Origin of the sequence: Paraglaciecola sp., from assembly GCF_039943935.1 — a bacterium.
Lineage (GTDB): Bacteria > Pseudomonadota > Gammaproteobacteria > Enterobacterales > Alteromonadaceae > Paraglaciecola.
Map to the genome: position 1 here is coordinate 55,297 of NZ_JBDUZQ010000001.1, position 21,036 is coordinate 76,332.

The 21,036-nt window shown below is 40.0% G+C and carries 19 protein-coding genes; 16 read left to right on the forward strand and 3 right to left on the reverse strand.

Going from position 1 to position 21,036, the window contains the following annotated elements; genetic code table 11:
- Positions 1–116: 116 nt before the first annotated feature.
- Together ABJD71_RS00230 and ABJD71_RS00235 are read right to left on the reverse strand one after the other, a co-directional pair.
- The gene (locus tag ABJD71_RS00230) at positions 117–716 is read right to left on the reverse strand and encodes a peptidylprolyl isomerase (protein WP_348162775.1); all 600 of its coding nucleotides are present in this window, start codon (positions 714–716) and stop codon (positions 117–119) included.
- A gap of 26 nt (positions 717–742) precedes the next feature.
- Positions 743–1,897: a methyltransferase gene (locus ABJD71_RS00235; RefSeq protein ID WP_348162778.1), complete on the reverse strand. Its 1,155-nt coding sequence runs from the start codon at positions 1,895–1,897 to the stop codon at positions 743–745.
- 245 nt (positions 1,898–2,142) lie between these two features.
- On the opposite strand from ABJD71_RS00235, the gene ABJD71_RS00240 reads away from it, so the two are divergent.
- The 16 genes from ABJD71_RS00240 to ABJD71_RS00315 all read left to right on the forward strand — a co-directional run bounded on the left by ABJD71_RS00240 (position 2,143) and on the right by ABJD71_RS00315 (position 16,060).
- Positions 2,143–2,457 carry a BolA/IbaG family iron-sulfur metabolism protein gene (locus ABJD71_RS00240; RefSeq protein WP_348162781.1) on the forward strand — a complete coding sequence of 105 codons (315 nt, stop codon included), beginning with the start codon at positions 2,143–2,145 and terminating at the stop codon, positions 2,455–2,457.
- 14 nt (positions 2,458–2,471) lie between these two features.
- Entirely contained in the window at positions 2,472–3,014 is a 543-nt protein-coding gene (locus tag ABJD71_RS00245) for a TRAP transporter small permease subunit (protein ID WP_348162784.1), read from the forward strand.
- Complete coding sequence (locus ABJD71_RS00250) at positions 3,014–4,381, forward strand: TRAP transporter large permease subunit (RefSeq protein ID WP_348162787.1); 1,368 nt, start codon at positions 3,014–3,016, stop codon at positions 4,379–4,381. The genes ABJD71_RS00245 and ABJD71_RS00250 overlap by 1 nt, the downstream gene beginning before the upstream one ends.
- A 6-nt stretch (positions 4,382–4,387) precedes the next feature.
- Entirely contained in the window at positions 4,388–5,509 is a 1,122-nt protein-coding gene (gene dctP / locus ABJD71_RS00255; protein WP_348162790.1) for a TRAP transporter substrate-binding protein DctP, read from the forward strand.
- Between the two features lie 17 nt (positions 5,510–5,526).
- Entirely contained in the window at positions 5,527–5,703 is a 177-nt protein-coding gene (locus ABJD71_RS00260) for a YqaE/Pmp3 family membrane protein (protein WP_348162793.1), read from the forward strand.
- 94 nt (positions 5,704–5,797) lie between these two features.
- Positions 5,798–6,976 (forward strand): enoyl-ACP reductase FabV, encoded by a 1,179-nt coding sequence (gene fabV, locus ABJD71_RS00265; protein WP_348162796.1) that lies wholly within the window; start codon positions 5,798–5,800, stop codon positions 6,974–6,976.
- Positions 6,977–7,371: 395 nt separating this feature from the next.
- Positions 7,372–8,712, forward strand: a complete 1,341-nt coding sequence (locus ABJD71_RS00270; RefSeq protein WP_348162799.1) for a Na(+)-translocating NADH-quinone reductase subunit A — start codon at positions 7,372–7,374, stop codon at positions 8,710–8,712.
- A 2-nt stretch (positions 8,713–8,714) separates the two neighbouring features.
- The gene (locus ABJD71_RS00275) at positions 8,715–9,932 is read left to right on the forward strand and encodes an NADH:ubiquinone reductase (Na(+)-transporting) subunit B (protein ID WP_348110323.1); all 1,218 of its coding nucleotides are present in this window, start codon (positions 8,715–8,717) and stop codon (positions 9,930–9,932) included.
- Positions 9,922–10,680 (forward strand): Na(+)-translocating NADH-quinone reductase subunit C, encoded by a 759-nt coding sequence (locus ABJD71_RS00280; protein ID WP_348162802.1) that lies wholly within the window; start codon positions 9,922–9,924, stop codon positions 10,678–10,680. The genes ABJD71_RS00275 and ABJD71_RS00280 overlap by 11 nt, the downstream gene beginning before the upstream one ends.
- 12 nt (positions 10,681–10,692) lie before the next feature.
- Complete coding sequence (locus ABJD71_RS00285) at positions 10,693–11,325, forward strand: NADH:ubiquinone reductase (Na(+)-transporting) subunit D (RefSeq protein ID WP_348162805.1); 633 nt, start codon at positions 10,693–10,695, stop codon at positions 11,323–11,325.
- A 3-nt stretch (positions 11,326–11,328) separates the two neighbouring features.
- Positions 11,329–11,937 (forward strand): NADH:ubiquinone reductase (Na(+)-transporting) subunit E, encoded by a 609-nt coding sequence (gene nqrE / locus ABJD71_RS00290; protein ID WP_133467932.1) that lies wholly within the window; start codon positions 11,329–11,331, stop codon positions 11,935–11,937.
- A gap of 21 nt (positions 11,938–11,958) precedes the next feature.
- A complete protein-coding gene (nqrF, locus tag ABJD71_RS00295; protein ID WP_348162808.1) occupies positions 11,959–13,191 on the forward strand; it encodes an NADH:ubiquinone reductase (Na(+)-transporting) subunit F in 1,233 nt (410 codons plus the stop codon).
- Positions 13,192–13,330: 139 nt separating this feature from the next.
- A complete protein-coding gene (locus tag ABJD71_RS00300) occupies positions 13,331–14,293 on the forward strand; it encodes an FAD:protein FMN transferase (RefSeq protein ID WP_348163478.1) in 963 nt (320 codons plus the stop codon).
- Between the two features lie 29 nt (positions 14,294–14,322).
- On the forward strand, positions 14,323–14,556 hold the full coding sequence (nqrM, locus tag ABJD71_RS00305; RefSeq protein ID WP_348110325.1) for a (Na+)-NQR maturation NqrM: 234 nt from the start codon (positions 14,323–14,325) through the stop codon (positions 14,554–14,556).
- Positions 14,557–14,703: 147 nt separating this feature from the next.
- Entirely contained in the window at positions 14,704–15,756 is a 1,053-nt protein-coding gene (gene dinB, locus ABJD71_RS00310) for a DNA polymerase IV (RefSeq protein ID WP_348162811.1), read from the forward strand.
- A gap of 94 nt (positions 15,757–15,850) precedes the next feature.
- On the forward strand, positions 15,851–16,060 hold the full coding sequence (locus ABJD71_RS00315; RefSeq protein ID WP_348162814.1) for a DUF1653 domain-containing protein: 210 nt from the start codon (positions 15,851–15,853) through the stop codon (positions 16,058–16,060).
- A 544-nt stretch (positions 16,061–16,604) separates the two neighbouring features.
- Here ABJD71_RS00315 and ABJD71_RS00320 read toward each other — a convergent pair.
- Positions 16,605–21,017, reverse strand: a complete 4,413-nt coding sequence (locus ABJD71_RS00320; protein WP_348162817.1) for a S8 family serine peptidase — start codon at positions 21,015–21,017, stop codon at positions 16,605–16,607.
- Between the last annotated feature and the right edge of the window lie 19 nt (positions 21,018–21,036).

Genomic DNA, 21,036 nt, shown 5'->3' on the forward strand with positions numbered 1-21,036 from the left:
ATAAGCTTTGTCGATGTAAATGTTTGAAGTTAATAGTTTATTTGTGATTTTACCCCTTAAGAGTGCTTATTTTATTTGTAGGGAATATACCACTAAAGCATCTGGTGTTGTTTGAATTACACAGGAGGTAAAATGATAACTTTTTTAAGTATCACTGGTTCAACAGGCACATCTGCCCAGCCATATTTAGGATCGAAGTCTGTTGCTATTGCTACGATTTTATCTAGTACCTCATAACCTTCCATCACACTGCCAAAAACAGCATAGCCCCAACCTCTGCCAGGATCTAAACTCTCGTTGTCAGCCATGTTGAAAAAGAATTGTCGATTCGCTGTATGGGGATCATTCTCTCTAGCCATAGTAATGGTGTACATATCGTTTTTAAGGCCATTACCTGATTCGTTAATAATTCTTCCAAATGATGGCTTTTCAACAAAATCAACATCATAGGCTCCGCCTTGAACCACAAAACCTGCTATCACTCTATGAAACATAGTGTCTTCGTAGCTACGCTTTTCAACGTAACGCAAAAAATTATTAACCGTAATGGGTGCTCTTGAGCGGTTTAATTCAACAATAATATCTCCCATTGTGGTTTCCATTTTGACTCTAGGATAAAAGTTATCGGGTTGAATATGAGAGCCGTCTAGTTTGGACTTAGCAAGGCTGGCTGTAGTCAGAATAAGCGAAAATAGAATAAGTAATACTTTAAGCATGGAAAGTTGACCTTTAAATACGATGATCATTTAGTAGTAGATAAAATACTGAATTTTTTGCCGGTTGCAACCACAGACGTGTTCCCAAACAGTCTTTTTAGTTTTTTGGGGTAATCTAAATGTCGGTTACCTACAACACACAACTGCCCACCTTTGTTCAAAGTTGCTTTCGCATCAGTAAACATTTGCCAAGCAATGTGATCGGTAATGGTGTTTTGTTGATGAAAAGGGGGGTTACAGAGCACTAAATCGACTTGGTTGTTGTTAGGCTCTTGTCTGAAGCCTTCTAGGCAGTTATCAACTCTAAACTCACATAGGTGAAGTTTGTCTGGGATGTTTTTTTCAATATTAAGTTTGGCTGACGCAACAGCCATATAAGATTCATCTACAAAGATAACTTTTTTAGGGTTGCTATCATTGAGCACATGTAAACCTAATACACCGTTTCCACAACCTAAATCCACAATGGTTTTGTTGTTAAAACTGGGTAACTTTTTGAAATGCTCTAACATAAAGCGGGCACCAATATCTAATTGTTGCCTTGCAAATACATTAGCTAGGTTGCAGATTTCAAATCGTGGTTTTTCTGTATACCAAATGGTTGGATAAGGGCTAGGGTTAGCTTTATCAGCTGTAGGTTCACAGAATACTAAACGCGCTTTCTTTTTAGCCAGTGATGTTGTTGTAGGGCCGAGGTGTTTCTCAAATAATGCCAGCATAGATTTAGGAATTAATGCGGCTTTGCCGGCAGCGATAACCTTTGTAGAGGAATCAACACTTGGCTGTAAATCGATAAGCTGTTGCTCTAACAAGGCATTTGTTTTGGGTATTTTAAGTAGTACGACATCAATTTTTTCTGAAACAGGGCTTACAGAATCATTAAATACAATGTGTGTTGTGTCTAGCTTGTTTTTACTTAGGTTTAGCAAACACGCTTGTTTGGCTACATAGGAGTCACTGACCCATGTTGGCTTAGTGCTAGCAAACCAACAAGTTAGTGCACCAAAGTCATCATTTACAATCCTAACTGATTTGCCTTTTGCGCCATCTAAGTGTTGTTCAACATGTTCAATTAGGTACTCGTCGGCGGCATCCCATGCTTGCCAACTTGGGTGCTGTAACGTTTCTGGATAACGAACTAACTGTATATTTTTATTTAATAGGGCTAAGCGTGTATTCATTTTTTAGTTGTGTACCTAAAAACAAGGTATGAGAGGTTATTGTTTGATGAGTAACATAATAACACGCTGAGAATGGTTGGGCTGCTGGTAGGTGAGGCAAATTTAGATGTTTGTAGGATATAGCTTGTAAATAGTTATATATGGTTCTGTTTTCTTTAACAAATTCTATGTTGCATAGGGTATTATTAGACGTTTAGGTAAATAATGTTAATCAATTGGTTAGTTTAATCAATATTGGAAATCCAATGAATATTCAAACGTTAATAGAAACAAAAATAGCTGAGCATTTTAGCCCTCAACATCTTGAAGTTATAAACGAGAGCTATATGCACAATGTGCCCAAAGGTTCTGAAAGTCACTTTAAGGTCGTTATGGTGTCTGCCAAGTTTGACGGTGAACGCTTGATAAAAAGGCATCGTGCCGTTAATGGGGTATTAAAAGAGCAGTTGGCGAATGATATTCACGCTCTAGCGTTACACACTTATACTGCCGATGAATGGGAAAAGTCGTTTGGGGAGTTTCCTCAATCCCCTAATTGTATGGGCGGTTCAGGTAAATAGGGTAGTTTTTGTTAATGTTTGAAAAATATGCACTAGGTTGCCAGCAATTTATTGATGGAGTTCATTACAGGTTATGCCAGCTTGTGAGTTGGTTGACCTTATTTATGGTGTTGCTTACCTTTGTTATCGTCGTACTTAGATATGGTTTCGATTTAGGTTGGATTGCCATGCAAGAGTCAGTGATGTACCTGCATGCCATGGTGTTTTTGTTGGGTGCAGCTCATACATTGAAGGTAAATGAGCATGTTCGAGTTGACATTTTTTATCGTAAAATGAGTGAAAAAAAACGACTCTATGTTGATATAGGAGGGGCTTTATTGCTTCTGATGCCAGTTAATGGATTTATTTTTGTTATGAGTTTCGATTATGTGCAAAGGTCTTGGATCTTGTTGGAATCATCACCTGAAGCTGGTGGCTTACCATTAGTATTTTTACTAAAAACATTTATCTTAATTTTTGCAGCAAGTATGAACTTACAAGGCCTTGCTGAGCTAATTCGCAATACCCTTAAGTTAATTCACTTACCTTCCAATGCGTTCACTAAGGACTGTGCGTGATGGAATATATTTCTATTTTAATGTTTGTTGTGGTTTGTGCTGTATTGTTGCTCGGTTATCCTGTTGCTTACTCTTTAGCAGGTACTGCATTGTTATTTGCGGGATTTGGGTTATTAACTGGGCATTTTGAACAAGCATATTTAAATGCACTTCCAAGCCGTTTATATGGCGTCATGACTAACCAAACACTTATTGCTGTTCCTTTGTTTGTGTTTATGGGGGTTATGTTAGAAAAATCAAAAGTTGCTGAAAACTTACTCAATGCGATGACCCAGTTGTTTGGTCAGTACCGAGGTGGGTTGGCCATTTCTGTCATTTTAGTGGGAGCATTGCTTGCTGCTAGTACTGGTATAGTTGGAGCAACGGTTGTGACGATGGGCTTGTTGTCCTTACCAACTATGCTTAAGCAAGGGTATGCCCCAAGTTTTGCAACGGGGAGTATTTGTGCAACGGGGACGCTAGGACAAATCATTCCACCTTCAATTGCCCTTGTGCTATTGGGTGACGTGTTATCTAGTGCCTATCAGAGAGCACAGCTCAATATGGGAATATTTTCGCCTGAATCTGTATCAGTTGGAGACTTATTTGTAGGGGCAATTGTTCCTGGGCTGATTTTGGTTTCTTTGTATTTACTTTACGTGATTGCCGTAACTTGGCTTCAACCTCATCAAGTCCCAAATGTAGCCCCAAAGAAGCACGCTGTTTCTTTGGTTGCTCTATTAAGTGCGTTACTTCCACCTTTAGTGTTAATTATGCTGGTACTTGGAGCTATCCTAGGTGGTTTTGCAACGCCGACAGAAGCCGCTGGTGTTGGTGCAACAGGAGCATTGATATTAGCTCTACTGCAAAAGCAACTTAGTTTTGCAAAACTGAAAGATGTGATGCTAAGCACTAGTAAAGTCACTGCTATGGTGTTTCTGATTTTGATAGGCGCGTCGATATTTTCGTTAGTATTTCGCGGTTATGGCGGCGAAGAATTAATTGAACAATTATTTAGTCAATTACCAGGGGGCGTTTTTGCTGCTGTGTTATTGGTAATGGTGGTAATTTTTGTACTTGGCTTTATTTTAGATTTCATTGAAATCACTTTTGTAGTCGTGCCGCTTGTAGCCCCTGTATTACTAGCTATGGGGATTGACCCTATATGGCTAGGAATAATGATAGCTGTGAATTTGCAAACTTCATTTTTAACCCCCCCTTTTGGATTTGCTTTGTTTTATCTGCGGGGAGTTGCCCCTTCCACAGTAAATACTGCTGATATCTATAAAGGCGTACTGCCCTTTATTTTAATGCAAGTTATGCTGCTAATTGCAATGGCAATTTGGCCCGACTTAATTACTTGGTTACCCAATCTCATTTATGGTTGATATATTATGTTGAAAATAGTTAAACGCTTTAAAGTTAATTTAACCGCCACCTCATTACTATTTAGTTGTTTGTTAGTAGCTTGTGGGGCTGAAAAGTCTTCGAATACCGCGTCATTAGAGCCACAAAAAAATTTCAAATGGAAAATGGTCACATCTTGGCCTAAAAATTTTCCAGGACTAGGGCGTGCTCCTGAAACATTTGCAACATATGTTGAGCAAATGTCCGGAGGAAGGCTTACCGTTAAAGTTTATGGTGCTGGTGAGTTAGTACCTGGGTTTGAAGTATTTGATGCCGTGTCTCAAGGTACTGTTCAAATGGGGCATTCTGCAGCCTATTATTGGAAAGGCAAATCAGCCGCATCACAAATATTTACTAGCATTCCCTTTGGTATGAACGCCCAAGAAACTAACAGTTGGTTTCATTATGGTGGGGGGATAGAGCTGTGGCGTGAAGTTTATAAGCCTTTTGGATTAATACCATTTGCGGGTGGAAATACAGGTGTGCAGCTGGCTGGGTGGTTCAAAAAAGAGATCAATAACATTGAAGATGTTAAAGGGTTGAAAATGCGTATGCCTGGCTTAGGTGGAGAAGTCTTGAAAAAGTTAGGTGGTGTGCCCGTTGCCTTGACTGGTGGCGAAATTTTTACATCATTGCAGTCGGGGGCAATTGATGCAACTGAATGGGTTGGACCATATAATGACTTAGCATTTGGTTTATATAAGGCTGCCGATTTTTATTACTATTCGGGCTGGCATGAGCCAGGATCTGCGCTTGAATTTATTGTTAATGAAGAAGCTTTCAATGCTTTACCTGAAGACTTGCAGGCTATTCTAGAAGTTGCAACGAAGGCCGTTAACCAAGATATGCTTGATGAATATACAGCCCGTAATAATGACGCTATGCAAACTTTAAATAAAAAACACAAAGTAGATATGCGCCCTTTACCAGAGGACGTAATGGCAGCGTTAAAACAAGCTTCTTTGGAAGTGATGCACGAGCATGCATCTTCAGATCCTACATTTAAAAAAGTATATGATTCTTATTCAAGCTTTCAATTGAAGGCAATGGACTATCATAAAGTATCTGAGTATGAGTATTACAAAAATCGTTCGGATATTCGTAACTAAATTTACAGGACAATATTATGCAAAAAGTTAACCCAATTAATCTTATTTTAGCTATATTCCTACCTCCAATTGGTGCGTTTTTACAAGTTGGTTTATCTGCACATTTCTTTATCAATATTGTGTTAACTTTGTTAGGTGGCATACCTGGCGTTGTTCATGCTCTATGGTTAGTGTTGACACAAAAAACAGGTTAACGGCAGACACGTATATAAACACGTCAGCTGTTCAGATGTGTTTTAGCTGGTATTGTCTATACAATGCGCTCACATTTTTGAATAGGATATTTTTATGATTGTTAAGCCGAAGATCCGTGGCTTTATTTGTACAAATGCTCACCCAGTAGGGTGTGCTGCCAACGTTCAACAGCAAATTGATTATGTTACGTCTCAAGGTAAGCTGCAAAATGCACCTAAAAACGTGTTAGTAATAGGTTGTTCTACCGGGTACGGGTTAGCGTCAAGAATTGTATCTGCTTTTGGCGGCGGAGCTAAGACTTTAGGGGTGTGTTTCGAAAAGCCCCCCACAGAACGTAAAACGGGCACCGCAGGTTGGTATAACACTGCTGGGTTTCATGCTAAAGCCGCAGCTGCTGGTTTATATGCAAAAACACTAAATGGTGATGCGTTTTCTGATGAGCTAAAACAACAAACTATTGAAACCTTAAAAGCAGAGATGGGTAAAGTAGATTTAGTCATCTATAGCCTTGCATCCCCTCGTAGAACGGATCCTAAAACAGGTGAAACATTTAAGTCGACTTTAAAGCCTGTCGGTGGGGCTTACACAACTAAAACCTATGATACAGATAAAGATAAAGTACATGACATTAGTCTTGAACCTGCAAGCCAAGAAGAAATTGACCATACTATTAAAGTTATGGGTGGTGAAGACTGGGAATTATGGTTAGAAGCATTAGAGCAGGCTGACTTATTAGCTGAAGGCTGCAAAACTACAGCTTATACTTATGTAGGTAAAGAATTAACATGGCCAATATATGGTCAAGCTACAATAGGCAAAGCTAAAGAAGATTTAGACAGAGCTGCAGCTGAAATCATAAAAACTAAAGCGAATAAGAACGTTCAAGCCTACGTATCTTCATTGAAAGCCCTCGTTACTCAAGCAAGCTCTGCTATTCCCGTAATGCCTTTGTATATTTCACTCATATACAAAGTAATGAAAGAAGAAGGTACTCATCAAGGTTGCATTGAGCAAATATACGATTTGTTTACTGATAAGTTGACTCAGGCAACCCCTGAAGTTGACGAAATGGGCCGTTTGTATATGAATGGTAAAGAAACAAATGATGCTACCCAAGCTAAAATTAAGACTTTATGGGACCAAGTTACTCAAGATAATTTTCATGAGTTAAGTGATTATACTGGCTATCATCATGAATTCTTAAAGTTGTTTGGATTTGATGTTTCAGGTGTTGATTATGAAGCGGACGTTGAGACTTTAGCTGATTGGTAAGCTATAGTTTTACTTAGTTATTAATTAAACCGTCAAGTGACGGTTTTTTGTTATCTAATAAAACGAAATTTGTAATTTTTAAGGTATATTTAAGAAAAACATTATAAAAATTACGGTTATACAACAATTTGCATGGAAGAATCGGTTCGGTTAATGCTAAAATTCCTAACTCAATTGTTTGTTGCCTGCACTTTTAGGGTTTCGATTTAAGATTGTAGCGGCTAAATTTAGATAATTGGTAGGTGTATCATTCTAAACCGCATGAAGTTGCAGCGGAATAATTTTAATAACAACTAATACTCATCACCATTAGGTTTTTATAGGTTTTGCCTAAACTAGGACGTGCCAAAGAGCCTAATGGTGTTGTGTATTAATTTAGAGTAGTGCTATTGCGTATGATAAAAATCACGAAAGGGTTAGATCTTCCTATCCAGGGAGCGCCAAAACAAGAAATCCATGATGGAAACTCTGTTACTAGAGTTGCTATTTTGGGCGAAGAATATAATGGCATGCGACCGACTATGCATGTTCAGCAAGGTGATAAAGTAAAAAAAGGCCAAATTCTTTTTGAAGACAAAAAGAATCCGGGCGTTAAATTTACCGCTCCTGCTTCTGGTACTGTAGTTGAAGTTAACCGTGGTGCAAAACGTGTTTTGCAGTCGGTTGTTGTTCAGCTAGAAGGTGATGAAAGCGAAGTGTTTGCTAAATATAGCAGTACTGAACTTGCCTCGCTTGATGCAGCTAAGGTACAGGAGAACCTAGTCAACTCAGGTATGTGGACTGCAATTCGCACCAGACCATTCAGCAAAGCGCCTGCCATTGATTCAAAACCAAACTCAATCTTTGTAAGTGTAATGGATACCAATCCATTAGCAGCTGATCCACAAATTGTGATTGCTGAGCGAAGCAAAGATTTTGAAAATGGTTTGCTTATATTGAGTCGCTTAACAGATGGCAAAATTTACATCAATAAAGCACCGGGTGCAGATATTGACACGGGCAGTGCTAAGGTAGACGTTAACGAATTTGCTGGATGTCATCCTGCAGGCTTGGTGGGAACCCACATCCACCACCTTGATGGCGCCGGGCAAAATAAAATGATTTGGCACGTTGGTTATCAAGACGTTCTTGCTATTGGTGCTTTGTTTACTACTGGTGAATTAGATAATCGTAAGGTTATTTCATTAGCTGGACCAGACGTAAAAAACCCTCGTTTAGTTCGTACTATTTGTGGCGCTGATATAGCAGAGCTCACATCTGGTGAAACTAGTGATGGCGAAATGCGAACGTTGTCAGGGTCTGTTTTACACGGAACGAATGCATCCGGTCCACATGGGTTTTTAGGTCGTTTTCATAATCAAGTTTCGGTGTTACTTGAAGGGCGAGAGAAAGAGTTCTTGGGCTGGATTAAACCTGGTGTTAATCAACACTCAGTAACTCGCGCTTATTTAGGGCATTTAAGTCCGAAAAAATTATTTAACATGACAACCACTACTAATGGCTCAGACCGTTCAATGGTTCCAATTGGAAACTATGAACGTATTATGCCTTTAGATATTTTGCCTACCCTGTTACTTAGAGATTTAATTTCAGGTGATACAGACGGTGCGCAAAGTTTAGGTTGCTTGGAGCTAGACGAAGAAGATTTGGCATTATGTACTTATGTTTGCCCTGGCAAATATAATTACGGTCCAATCTTGCGTGAATGTCTAGACCAGATTGAGAAAGAGGGTTAATCATGGGTTTAAAGGCATATTTAGAAAAAATTGAACCTGATTTTGAACCAGGTGGAAAATACGAAAAGTGGTATGCGCTTTACGAAGCTGCAGCAACCATTTTTTACACACCAGGCTCGGTGACAAAATCGACTACGCACGTAAAAGATAGCGTCGATTTAAAGCGTATTATGATAATGGTGTGGATGGCGACATTTCCAGCCATGTTTTACGGTATGTTTAATGTTGGTCAACAAGCGCAGTTAGCTATCATTGATGGTGCTGTTTGGGCTGATACTGCCACTGCATTTTGGCAAGCTGGCTTGTTCCAAATGCTGGGCGGTGAGTTAAGTGCCACTACTGGATGGTTTGGCTTAATGTTGTATGGTGCGTGTTTCTTTGTACCTATCTACGCAACTGTGTTTGCTGTTGGTGGTTTCTGGGAAGTGTTATTTGCTTCAGTCAGAAAACATGAAATAAATGAAGGTTTCTTTGTAACTTCTGTTTTATTCGCACTGACTTTACCGGCTACTATTCCTTTATGGCAAGCCGCTTTAGGTATTACCTTCGGTGTGGTTATCGCTAAAGAAATATTCGGTGGAACCGGTCGTAACTTCTTAAACCCTGCTTTATCTGGCCGTGCTTTCTTGTATTTTGCTTACCCTGCTCAGATTTCTGGTGATGCAATTTGGGTTGCTGCTGACGGTTATTCCGGAGCTACAGCTCTAAGTCAAGCTGCATCTGGCAGTATTACTGATTGGAGCTTAAATGCAGATTGGTGGGATGCTTTCTTCGGGAATTTACAAGGTTCTGTTGGTGAAGTCTCTACACTGGCATTAATGATTGGTGGTTTGTTTATTATTTATATGCGAATAGCATCTTGGCGGATTGTGCTGGGTGTATTAGCTGGTTGTGCAATCTTTAGTACTCTATTGAATCTAGTTGGTAGTGACACTAATCCTATGTTTGCTATGCCTTGGTATTGGCATTTAGTTACTGGTGGTTTTGCTTTTGGTATGTTCTTTATGGCAACGGACCCAGTATCGGCGTCCTTTACGAATAAAGGTAAGTGGGCGTATGGCATCTTAATTGGTCTCATGTGTGTCATGGTTCGAGTTATTAACCCGGCATTCCCAGAAGGTATGATGTTAGCGATCTTGTTTGCTAACTTGTGGGCACCTTTGTTTGATTATTTTGTTGCCCAAAGTAATATAAAACGGAGGATCGCTCGTGTCAGCTAAGAAAGAAACTCTAGGTAAAACCGTAGGTGTTGTGGTTGCTGTTTGTTTGGTGTGTTCCATCATTGTATCTAGCGCAGCCGTAGGCTTACGTTCATTACAACAAACTAACGCTGCTATTGATAAGCAATCGAATATTATCGAAGCTGCAGGTTTAACTGAAAAAGCTGCCGGTGATATAGCTGGTACGTTTGAAAAGTATGTGGAAGAGCGCTTTGTAGATTTAGAGTCTGGTGCATATGTCGAAAAGCCTGAAGATGGTTACGACATGTATAAAGCCGCGAAAGAGCCCGAGTACTCTGTAAAAGTTGAAGGCAGTAATGTTGGTTTTCAACAACGTGCTAGCGTAGCTAGTGTCTACTTAATCAAAGATGATGCTGGTGATATTACTCGTATTATTTTACCTGTTCATGGCAGTGGTTTATGGGACTTAATGTATGGCCTTTTAGCTGTTGATGCTGACGGTAATACGGTACGTGAACTTGTTTATTACCAACAAAAAGAAACTCCTGGATTAGGTGGAGAAGTTCAAAACCCTAGCTGGAAAGCAAAGTGGAATGGTAAAAAACTGTTTAAAAACGGTGATGTCGCCATTCAAGTTAAGAAAGGTGAGAATGCAAACAATGAGTTTGCAGTAGATGCACTTTCTGGTGCAACACTTACCAGTAATGGTGTTCAAAATACCCTTACTTATTGGGTAGGTAAAAATGGCTATGGGCCATACCTTAAAAACCAGACTTGGAAATCATAAGGGGTTTATACAATGGCTGAAGTAAAAGAAATGAAAAAGGTATTGTTTGGACCCATTCTGGACAATAACCCAATAGCGTTGCAAGTACTGGGTGTATGCTCGGCATTGGCAATTACTACTAAATTAGAAACTGCATTGGTTATGTCGTTAGCATTAACCACTGTAACGGCATTCTCTAGTTTATTTATATCTATGATACGAACACAAATACCATCAAGTGTTCGAATAATTATTCAGATGACCATCATTGCTTCTTTGGTAATAGTGGTAGACCAAGTGTTGAAAGCTTATTCCTATGAGATTTCAAAGCAACTCTCAGTATTCGTGGGCTTGATCATTACTAACTGTATAGTTATGGGTAGGGCTGAAGCTTACGCTATGAAAAGCCCTCCTATGATGTCATTCCTTGACGGAATTGGTAACGGTCTTGGCTATTCTATGGTGTTGATTGTTATCGGTACTATTAAAGAGTTGTTTGGCTTTGGAACTATATTAGGTTTTGAAATATTGCCTTTAATTCAAAATGGCGGTTGGTATCAAGGTAATGGTTTATTGATTTTACCATTTAGCTCGTTCTTTTTGATTGGTGGCTTAATCTGGGCAATTCGTACAATCCGCCCAGAACAAGTGGAGCCGAAGGAGTAATTTATGGAACATTATCTTAGTATTTTTATAAAATCTGTTTTCATTGAAAACATGGCTCTATCTTTATTTCTAGGGATGTGTACCTTTTTAGCGGTGTCTAAGAAAGTAAAAACAGCTATGGGGCTAGGGGTTGCTGTAATCGTTGTTTTAGGTATTTCAGTACCTGTTAACCAAATTATATTTACAAACATTCTTGCCCCTGGAGCTCTTGGTTGGGCTGGCTTTCCAAATGCCGACTTAAGCTTTTTAAGCTTTTTGACCTTTATAGGTGTAATTGCTGCTTTAGTACAAATCTTAGAAATGAGTTTGGATAAGTTCTTCCCTGCACTGTATAACGCACTTGGTATTTTCTTACCATTAATTACAGTTAACTGTGCAATATTTGGTGGTGTGGCGTTTGCGATACAACGGGAATACAACCTAAGTGAAAGTGTTGTATACGGTATTGGTAGTGGTTTTGGTTGGGCTATAGCGATTACGTTACTTGCTGCTGTACGTGAAAAACTGAAATATGCTGATATGCCCGAAGGTGTACGTGGTTTAGGATCTGTATTTATGATCGCTGGGCTTATGGCTCTTGGTTTTCAATCATTTACCGGTATTGCACTGTAACCGGCCCACTGAGGAATTATTATGAATTCAAATGAAATTTATCTTGGTGTAGGCATGTTTATCGCTATTGTATTGGCGCTAGTGTTTATCATCATGTTTGCGAAATCTAAATTGGTACCGGAAGGTGAAGTCACTATCACTATTAATGGTGGGGCTCAAGAATCTATTACAGCTCAACCTGGTGACAAACTTTTGGGTGCATTATCCAATGCAGGAATTTTTGTTTCTTCTGCTTGTGGTGGCGGTGGCTCTTGCGGCCAATGTCGTGTTGATATCAAAGAAGGGGGTGGAGAAATCCTTCCTACTGAACTTGACCATATCAGCAAGAAAGAAGCTAAGCATGGCTGTCGTTTATCATGTCAGGTCTCTATCAAGCAAGATATGAATATAGAGTTAGAAGAAGAAATCTTTGGCGTTAAAAAGTGGGATTGTGAAGTTATTTCTAACGATAACAAAGCTACTTTTATTAAAGAATTAAAGCTTCAAATTCCTAACGGTGAAAGTGTTCCATTTAAAGCTGGAGGTTATATTCAAATTGAAGCGCCAGCTCACCATGTTAAATATAAAGACTTTGATGTTCCAGAAGAGTACAAAGGCGACTGGAACCATTTCGGATTCTTTGATGTTGAGTCAAAGGTAGATGACGAAACTATACGTGCTTACTCAATGGCGAATTATCCTGAAGAAGAAGGGATAATCATGTTGAATGTACGTATCGCTACACCTCCTCCAAGAAACCTAACACTGCCTGCGGGTAAGATGTCTTCTTATATTTGGAGTCTTAAAGAAGGAGATAAAGCGACAATCTCAGGTCCTTTCGGTGAGTTCTTTGCGAAAGAAACTGATGCAGAGATGGTATTTGTCGGTGGTGGTGCAGGTATGGCGCCAATGCGTTCACATATCTTCGACCAATTACGTCGTATAAAGTCAAAGCGTAAAATGACTTTCTGGTATGGTGCTCGTTCTTTACGTGAAATGTTCTATGTTGAAGATTTTGACATGCTTCAAAAGGAGAATGACAACTTTACGTGGCATGTAGCGCTATCTGATCCTCAGCCAGAAGATAATTGGGAAGGTGATACAGGGTTTATCCATAACGTATTGTTAGAAAATTACCTTAAAAATCACCCCGCTCCGGAAGATTGTGAGTTCTACATGTGTGGTCCTCCTATGATGAACGCAGCTGTTATTAACATGCTGAAAGAGCTGGGTGTAGAAGACGAAAACATCATGCTAGATGACTTTGGCGGATAGTATAAAAAATTCGTTTTGTAAAAACTTTAAAGGGGCCTAGCGCCCCTTTTCTTATGCGTTAATTTGGAATGTTGTCGTGAGTTTACATAAAAGTAAGATTAGTTATTTTTGGCTGTTGGTTGTATGTTTTATTACTCTTATGGGGTGTAGCCAACAAAAAAGTGAGATTCACTTTTCTGGCCCTACTATGGGAACGACATACAATATTAAATATGCTGTTTCTGAACAAATAACACCAGGATTATTACAAGCAAAGGTTGATGACGAACTAGTTAAAATCAATGAGCTTATGTCTACATATATTCAGGACTCTGAATTAAGTAGGTTTAATCAGTGGCGTAGTAGTGAACCTTTTCATTTATCAGCACAAACTTTGTTGGTTATGAATGAAGCTAAGCGACTTGGCGACTTAAGTAGTGGTGTTTTAGACGTCACCGTTGGGCCGTTGGTCAACCTATGGGGGTTTGGCCCCGAAGCTAGGCCTGAAAAAATTCCTACTGCAACTGACATTCTGGCCGCACAGCAAAAAATCGGCCTAGATAAACTTATTTTATCTGAAGAGGCTGCTGAGAAAACACACCCAGAACTTTATGTTGATCTCTCGACTATTGCCAAAGGGTATGGAGTTGATAGGCTAGCAGAAATTTTAGAGTCCCATAATATTGTTGATTATCTTGTTGAGGTGGGCGGTGAGATGCGTCTATCTGGTAAAAAATCAAATGGTGAAGACTGGCGCGTGGCTATTGAAAAACCGTTAACCAACGAACGTGCAATCGAACGAATCATTAGTGTGGGAGATAACGCTGTAGCCACTTCTGGGGATTACCGTATTTATTATGAAAATGACGGCGTACGCTATTCTCATTTAATCAACCCAAACACAGGTAAACCTATCACTCACAATTTAGTGTCGGTCACTGTTGTGCATCCGTCTTCTATGACTGCAGATGGCCTCGCTACAGCTTTGAATGTAATGGGTAAAGAACAAGCATTAATATTGGCAGAAAAGCATGACTTAGCCGTTCTATTGATAACTAAAGAAGAAAACGGCTTTAAAGAGTATACTAGTTCGAAGTTTGATGAACTTGTCACTATTCACTAAAACTTTTTTCATTTAACCGGAGATTCATTATGAGTACCTTTATTCTAGCCTTCGTCTTTTTTATTGTCGTTGCTGTGGCAATGTCTGTAGGGTATATCTTTCAACAAAAGTCCATTTCAGGGAGTTGCGGAGGCTTAGGTGCGTTAGGTATTGATAAAGCGTGTGATTGTCCCGAGCCTTGCGACCGTAAAAAGATGCGTATGGAAAAAGAACAAGCCAGAGAAGCGAAACTAAATGAGTGGAAGAAAGACCAAATTTTATAAATGGCTACTTATAGCCATTTTTTAATACAAGTCATCTAAATATAAGTCAGCCGGTCTGGCGTTTATTGTATATAAGTCTAAATGGTAGATACTACCAAGATATTCTGTCAAAATACTGTTTTTACATACAGTTGGTTGGTTTTAGGTGTGCGAAAAATAATTCATGTAGACATGGACTGTTACTATGCCGCTGTCGAAATGCGTGACAACCCTGAATATCGAAACGTGCCTCTTGCAATTGGAGGTAGTAAAGATAGAAGAGGGGTAATTTCTACCTGTAATTATCAGGCTCGACAATATGGTGTGCGCTCTGCCATGGCTACTGGTCATGCTTTAAAGTTATGCCCCAACCTAGTATTAGCTCCAGGCCGAATGCGGATCTATAGCGATATCTCAAAGCAGATTAGAAGTATCTTTAATCGCTATACCGATAAAATTGAACCCCTTTCATTAGATGAGGCATATTTAGACGTGTCTAACTGTACTCTCTTTTCGGGCAGTGCAACCTTGATTGCTGAGGATATTCGACGAGCAATATTTGAAGAAACACAGCTAACAGCTTCAGCTGGCGTCGCACCTTGTAAATTCGTTGCAAAAATAGCAAGTGATGAAAACAAGCCAAACGGCTTGTGTGTGATAACCCCAGAGAAACTTGATGAATTTGTGTATCACCTAGCGTTAAGGAAACTGCCCGGTGTGGGTAAAGTAACATTAGAAAAGCTTAATAATATGGGGTTATATACCTGTGCTGACGTAAGGAAGTTTCCCTTTGAAGACTTGGTAAAGCGCTTTGGAAAGTTTGGTAAAGTAATTTGGGACAGAAGCCATGGCCGTGATGAGAGGGCATTAACTGTTGAGCGAAAGCGTAAATCAGTAGGTGTTGAGCGCACTTTAGCTGAAGACATCCGTAGTGAATTTGATTGTATTAAAATGATTGATACCCTTTTCCCGTTATTAGAAAAGCGTTTAGAAAAAACTAATAAACAAATTCAAAGCCAAGGTATTAAACTTAAGTTTAGCGACTTTCAACAAACTACTGTTGAGCACAAAAGCAACATCTTAGATAAGGGGTATTTTTTAGAGTTATTAACAGAAGGTTTGTCTCGACAAGATAATCGGGGAATAAGATTAGTAGGGTTGAATGTTGGTTTAGCAGAACCTAAAGAAACTAACCAACTGTCTTTGCCTTTTGTTGATTAGGCTTTTATAGCAGTGAAATTTACATTGTTTATTCGTTATATATAGCTAACAACTTTAGGTTACTTAACAGATTAAAGAAGGAAATGAGGTTTCTATGTCAGTAAAAATTGGTAAGTATCGTCATTATAAAGGTAACGAGTATGAAGTTATTGGTGTAGCAAAACATTCTGAAGATGATTCAGAATTAGTAGTTTATCAGCCTTTGTATGGTGAGCGCGGACTATGGGTTCGGCCGTTATCTATGTTTATAGAATCGGTAGAGGTTAATGGTAAACCCAAATCTAGATTCGAATTTATCGGTTAATTTTGTCTTTTTAATTATTGAGGTTTAACGGTTATTTTAAGGTCTAATTTACTGCTATGAAATATAGGTATTAGCATTATCACATGCGAAATAATGACAAACATAACTTCAAAACTTCTCTCTATTATCGTTTCAGCTGCAGTATTAAACCGTTGTAGCCTCTGTGCACAGGCAGACGACCAGCCCTAGTTTTTAATAGCTATAAAGTTAATTGTACTGTTTACCTTAAAGGTTTGGCGTCAATATAGCTACTGAATGCAAGGCCTTAAATACTGATAGTCTAAATTGCTATTTTTTATCCTGACTGAATCGAAAAATCAGTTGAGTTAAGTCTCATTAGACAGGTTTATACGCTATTGTTGAGATGGTCCTATCTTCTGAAAGTACATTTGAATGACTAATCTTCAGGTTGCAATAGTTATTTTATCTGCGGACATAAAAAAGGCCAGATGAAGAAGAGGATTACTCTTCAATATCTAGCCTATGTATTTTTAAAATAAATATAATAAGAGCAAAGTTACCCTTGCTCTGTATTAGTAACTACTTACTGGATAAGCACATTTTTAGAGCCTATCAGGTTACCATCTATCTTAGCTTCTAATGTATATACACCTACTCTGCGAGGACCAGCTATAACCAACAAGTAAGACCCGCCTCTTGCATTAATAGCTCGTGGAGTAAATTTTGCAAGAACTACACCATTTGGTGCTACTAGCTCAAACTCAACGTCTGGTGAGTTAGTTTGAACTCCGTTCTCTGTTAAGGTCATTAAGGTGCTAATACGCTCATTTAGAGCATAACTTGTCTGACCAAAGAAGTTAGTCTCGTATTCAGCTATAGCATCGCCTTCAACTACGACTACCTCAGTTTCTACAACTTCAACTGAACCGAGGCTATCAACTGTACTTGAAAGTTCAGCAATAACAGTTTGGCCAGATGAATCAGCATCAGCAACTAGTTGATAAGTTAACTCTACTGTCTCAAAGGAAGGCGATACCAAATCAAAACAAACGGCCATACCATCAGAGATAGCTACATCATTAAATGCGAATTGTGTACCAGTAGAGCCTGTAGAATCTTCTACACCAATAGTACCGTCAGTTGAACTAACATTCACATTATCAAAAGCAACCATGATTTCATAGACACCAGCTGTATCGTCAGCTACACCAGAGATTGCCATTTGGAAATCAACGCTGTCACCGGCTCCACCTGGATATAACTCCATGTTGTCATATTCAATAATGGTTAAATCCGTACCAGCACTTGCCAAGGTTACACCAGCAACAGAACCTGCTGTAGTACTTGGCTCTGGAACAACCATATCTCTCCATAGCATTGCTATTAGACTATTAGGGTCTGTAGCATCTGGAATAGATAAATTAACCCAAGGTGAAGTGCCTGACGTAGAGTTAAAGAATACGAATCCATCATCTGTGAAATTGAAACCTCCTACAAATGATTCACCGTAAAAGTTGAAGTTTTGGCCGCTGAATGCTGAATATGCAATCGTGTCTCCTGTTATACCAGTATCAGGTAGCAAACCGAATTGTTCTAAGTCTGTATAAGCCCCACTATTTGCAAATGGAACTGCACAGGCGCTATCTTCGAAACTTGTAACAACATCGTAAGAAGGCTGAGCGTTAGCGACAGACGCTTGAGATATACTCCACTCGATAGAATCATTCGTGGTAACACCACCTCCGGTTACAGAGCCTTCAACTAAGCTAAAGCCTTCAGGAATACTTGCAGAAATTGCATAGTTTCTTTCTTCTGGGCTTTGGTTTGTTGCAAGGTTAACTGTAAATGTAAGAACATCACCTACTGATGCAGTATTGCTACTTGCAGTGAATACTACGTCATCTACTCCACGGGTAATTGTAACTGGCACAACCCCTATACTTTCTGGGCTTGATGCGTCAGCGCCTAATGTTAATGTACCAAAGAAAACGTCACCCTCTTCAGAACCCGAAAGGTCGTAAATTAGACGAAGGTCAAATGGCGTTAATTCAGGAACCACTGAAGGTGCATCAACTGTTAGGTTATCATTATCTTCACCAACAACAGCTGTGTAAAGCGTAAATGCATCTGGTGAAGTTTCAGAAGGTGTATAGTTTTGTACCGCTACCCAGTAGGTACCGGTTTGTAGTTCTGTAAAGTCACAAGACTCTGCAGCAGTCGCTGTGGCACTAATACAAACTAATTCAGATTCATCTGGCATGCCGTCAGAGTCAGAGTCAAAGCCAACAAATAGGTCTAAGTCAGGTGACTCTGAACTTTCATCAGTAGTAAACGCAACTAAGCGTGTTGCATCATCTGAAACTGTTAGAGTGGTGTACACAACGCCATCAGCCAGATTATCGAAAGGTGAATCAACGTTACTGTCTCCAGATAAGCTAAATTCCATACCGTCTGCAGCAACTAAACCGCCTACTGAAATTTGTAGATCAGTAATTTCACTCGACTCAATGCCAGCGACTAAATACGAATCTACATCTCTGGTTGCTTCGACTAACACTTCTTCCGGTATTTCGCCTGTAGAAGGCTTGAATGAAACTGTTAGATGTTGCTCAGGCAAATCGCCAGCAGGAATTAAGTTTATAGCTTCGTGAACCCACTCGTCTGTAGAGAACTCACTGCTATCTACTGTAACTACTAGGCTTTGTGTTTCACCAGCAGCTAAGCTAAAGCTTGCAGGGCTAACAGTAACCGCAGTATCAGTTGTTGAAACAGTCCAAGAACCATCAGTTGTAGCCTCTACGGTACGAGTCCAAGAGCAACTAATTAAACAAGAGCGATTAACCATACCTGCAACGTTCAACGTTTTAGGATCACCACCAATTGCAGGGTTAGCTGTTTCAAAGTTAGCTGTTGTTTCATCTAATAATAAACCAGCTTGTACGGCTAGGTCAGTACGGATCATACCGCCACCCACATCAAATGGGGTCGCATCAGTTTCACCGTCTTCTTTTATCGCTGAACCAGCTGTTGTTGCTAATGCAGACTGTACTTCTGCATCAGTCCAATCAGGACGTACTTGTTTGACTAGCGTACTTGCACCAGCCACGTGTGGGCTAGACATAGAAGTACCACTAAGAAAGCTATACTCAATTCCGCTTACATATGCTGCGTAGATATCTACACCAGGTGCACCAACCATGACAGGTAAATAGTCTTGGCTAGTATTTGGTCCGCGCGAACTAAAGTCAGCCATGATACTACCGAGAGCAGGGTCAGTAACAAACGGTAATAAACCGTCAGTAATCGTCGCCATATGCTCACTACCAGACGCTAACCAGTCTTTCAAAGCATTACCAGAAGCTGCGTTAATGTGAATAGCAGGAATGACGTGTGCATCATTCGCAACTGATTCAGCTCCTCCGTCGATATTCGCTAGTACACAACCTGCTGCACCACCATTGCGAACGTTAATGCATTTCTGTGTACGAGCGATTTCACCACGGTCGCAAACTACAATTTCATCATTAGACCAAGTGCCAGCAGGGAAAGGTGTTAAACATTGCTCCGGGTTTGAATCACCATTACTGAAGTCACCAGCATATACTATGCTAGTAGGGCCATAAGCTCCAGAAACTGAGCCGCCTTCTAAATCTGCAGGGAAACTTGTATCTCCACCTGAAAACTCATTAAGAAACTTTGGTTGAATCGCACGGTCGTGAGTAAGCGCAGCAACATTCGTCATCCATGGCGCGCCTGCACTACCAAGTGTTGATGGTTCGGGGCCGTTATTACCTGCCGAGTTGGCTACAGTAATGCCAGCTTCCCTTGCAGCTAACCATATTAACTGTCCTGAATCATCCCAAGGACTAGAGTTGATAGGTGTGCTAGAACCTATTGAATGGTTAATTACATCAACTACACCGTCTAGGATAATTTGGTCTACGGCAGCAATTCTGTCGCTGGTAAAACAGCTAGGAGCACATACCTGAAATGCCATTATATTAGCATGCGGAGCAACACCAGAAATGGGAACTTCAAGGCCTGTAGGGTTGCCTTCAGCATCAAAAATTGGGGCATCATCTAAGTAATTACCACCTGCTGTGCTAGCCGTATGAGTTCCATGGCCATCTGTATCTTCAGAGTTAGTTTCTGTTGGCGTGCCATCTATAAACAAATAACGACCAATTAACTTGTTGTTACATTCAACTGCCGCATTGTAATCAGCACTAGTTGAATCACATTCACCTTTAAATACCCCGTCACCAAGAGGGTTAACATGCTCATAACCATCGCCACCAACAGCTGCGAATGAAGGGTGGCTACCATTAATACCGCTATCTAGGATACCAATTACCATGCCCTCACCTTTAGCAGCAACACCAGTTGCTGACCCGTCCCAAATGGCAGGAGCTCCAATATATGCCGGGCCACTGTCTGTATCAGGGAAAGTCTCATGATCAATTTCAATGCGTTCGATTCCAGCTAAGCTGGCTACACGTTCTGCTTCGTCTTGCGTCATAGTGACAGATAGACCATTTAAGGCCGCTCTATAACGCCTTTTAATATCTAAAGTGCGGCCAAGGCGGGCACTCATTTCCTCTTCCATTTTAGCATGACGTTTAGCTAAAAAAGTAAGATATGCTTGGCTTTCAGTGCTGCGTGAGTTTAATTTTTCAGCATGACGTTTACCAGCAACACGCTTTATGTTTGCAGCTGTCGCCTTTAATCCTGCAATACTTCCTCGATATGTCGCGAGGGGTTCTTCATTAAATCTAACGATATATTTTTGTTCGCCAACTAACCCTTTTTGGCGAGTAAATACTTTGTTTGAATAACGGGTTGTGGAGGTAACTAATTTGGCGGGAGCCGCTGCTTGTAGTTTGTTGGATTGCTCTGCTAAGTTTTTAGCGGAGCTTATTTCAGCTTGCGATGATAGTGCAAAACCACTGCAAAATATCAAGCTAGCTGAACTGAATGCAATCAGTTGTTTCTTCATTTCGTTTCCTTCTCTGCTC

Bases quoted from the DNA above. Each gene is read 5' to 3' on its own strand.
- ABJD71_RS00230 (WP_348162775.1), bottom strand. From the start codon at position 716: ATGCTTAAAGTATTACTTATTCTATTTTCGCTTATTCTGACTACAGCC.
- ABJD71_RS00235 (WP_348162778.1), bottom strand. From the start codon at position 1,897: ATGAATACACGCTTAGCCCTATTAAATAAAAATATACAGTTAGTTCGT.
- ABJD71_RS00240 (WP_348162781.1), top strand. From the start codon at position 2,143: ATGAATATTCAAACGTTAATAGAAACAAAAATAGCTGAGCATTTTAGC.
- ABJD71_RS00245 (WP_348162784.1), top strand. From the start codon at position 2,472: ATGTTTGAAAAATATGCACTAGGTTGCCAGCAATTTATTGATGGAGTT.
- ABJD71_RS00250 (WP_348162787.1), top strand. From the start codon at position 3,014: ATGGAATATATTTCTATTTTAATGTTTGTTGTGGTTTGTGCTGTATTG.
- dctP (WP_348162790.1), top strand. From the start codon at position 4,388: ATGTTGAAAATAGTTAAACGCTTTAAAGTTAATTTAACCGCCACCTCA.
- ABJD71_RS00260 (WP_348162793.1), top strand. From the start codon at position 5,527: ATGCAAAAAGTTAACCCAATTAATCTTATTTTAGCTATATTCCTACCT.
- fabV (WP_348162796.1), top strand. From the start codon at position 5,798: ATGATTGTTAAGCCGAAGATCCGTGGCTTTATTTGTACAAATGCTCAC.
- ABJD71_RS00270 (WP_348162799.1), top strand. From the start codon at position 7,372: ATGATAAAAATCACGAAAGGGTTAGATCTTCCTATCCAGGGAGCGCCA.
- ABJD71_RS00275 (WP_348110323.1), top strand. From the start codon at position 8,715: ATGGGTTTAAAGGCATATTTAGAAAAAATTGAACCTGATTTTGAACCA.
- ABJD71_RS00285 (WP_348162805.1), top strand. From the start codon at position 10,693: ATGGCTGAAGTAAAAGAAATGAAAAAGGTATTGTTTGGACCCATTCTG.
- nqrE (WP_133467932.1), top strand. From the start codon at position 11,329: ATGGAACATTATCTTAGTATTTTTATAAAATCTGTTTTCATTGAAAAC.
- nqrF (WP_348162808.1), top strand. From the start codon at position 11,959: ATGAATTCAAATGAAATTTATCTTGGTGTAGGCATGTTTATCGCTATT.
- ABJD71_RS00300 (WP_348163478.1), top strand. From the start codon at position 13,331: ATGGGGTGTAGCCAACAAAAAAGTGAGATTCACTTTTCTGGCCCTACT.
- nqrM (WP_348110325.1), top strand. From the start codon at position 14,323: ATGAGTACCTTTATTCTAGCCTTCGTCTTTTTTATTGTCGTTGCTGTG.
- ABJD71_RS00315 (WP_348162814.1), top strand. From the start codon at position 15,851: ATGTCAGTAAAAATTGGTAAGTATCGTCATTATAAAGGTAACGAGTAT.
- ABJD71_RS00320 (WP_348162817.1), bottom strand. From the start codon at position 21,017: ATGAAGAAACAACTGATTGCATTCAGTTCAGCTAGCTTGATATTTTGC.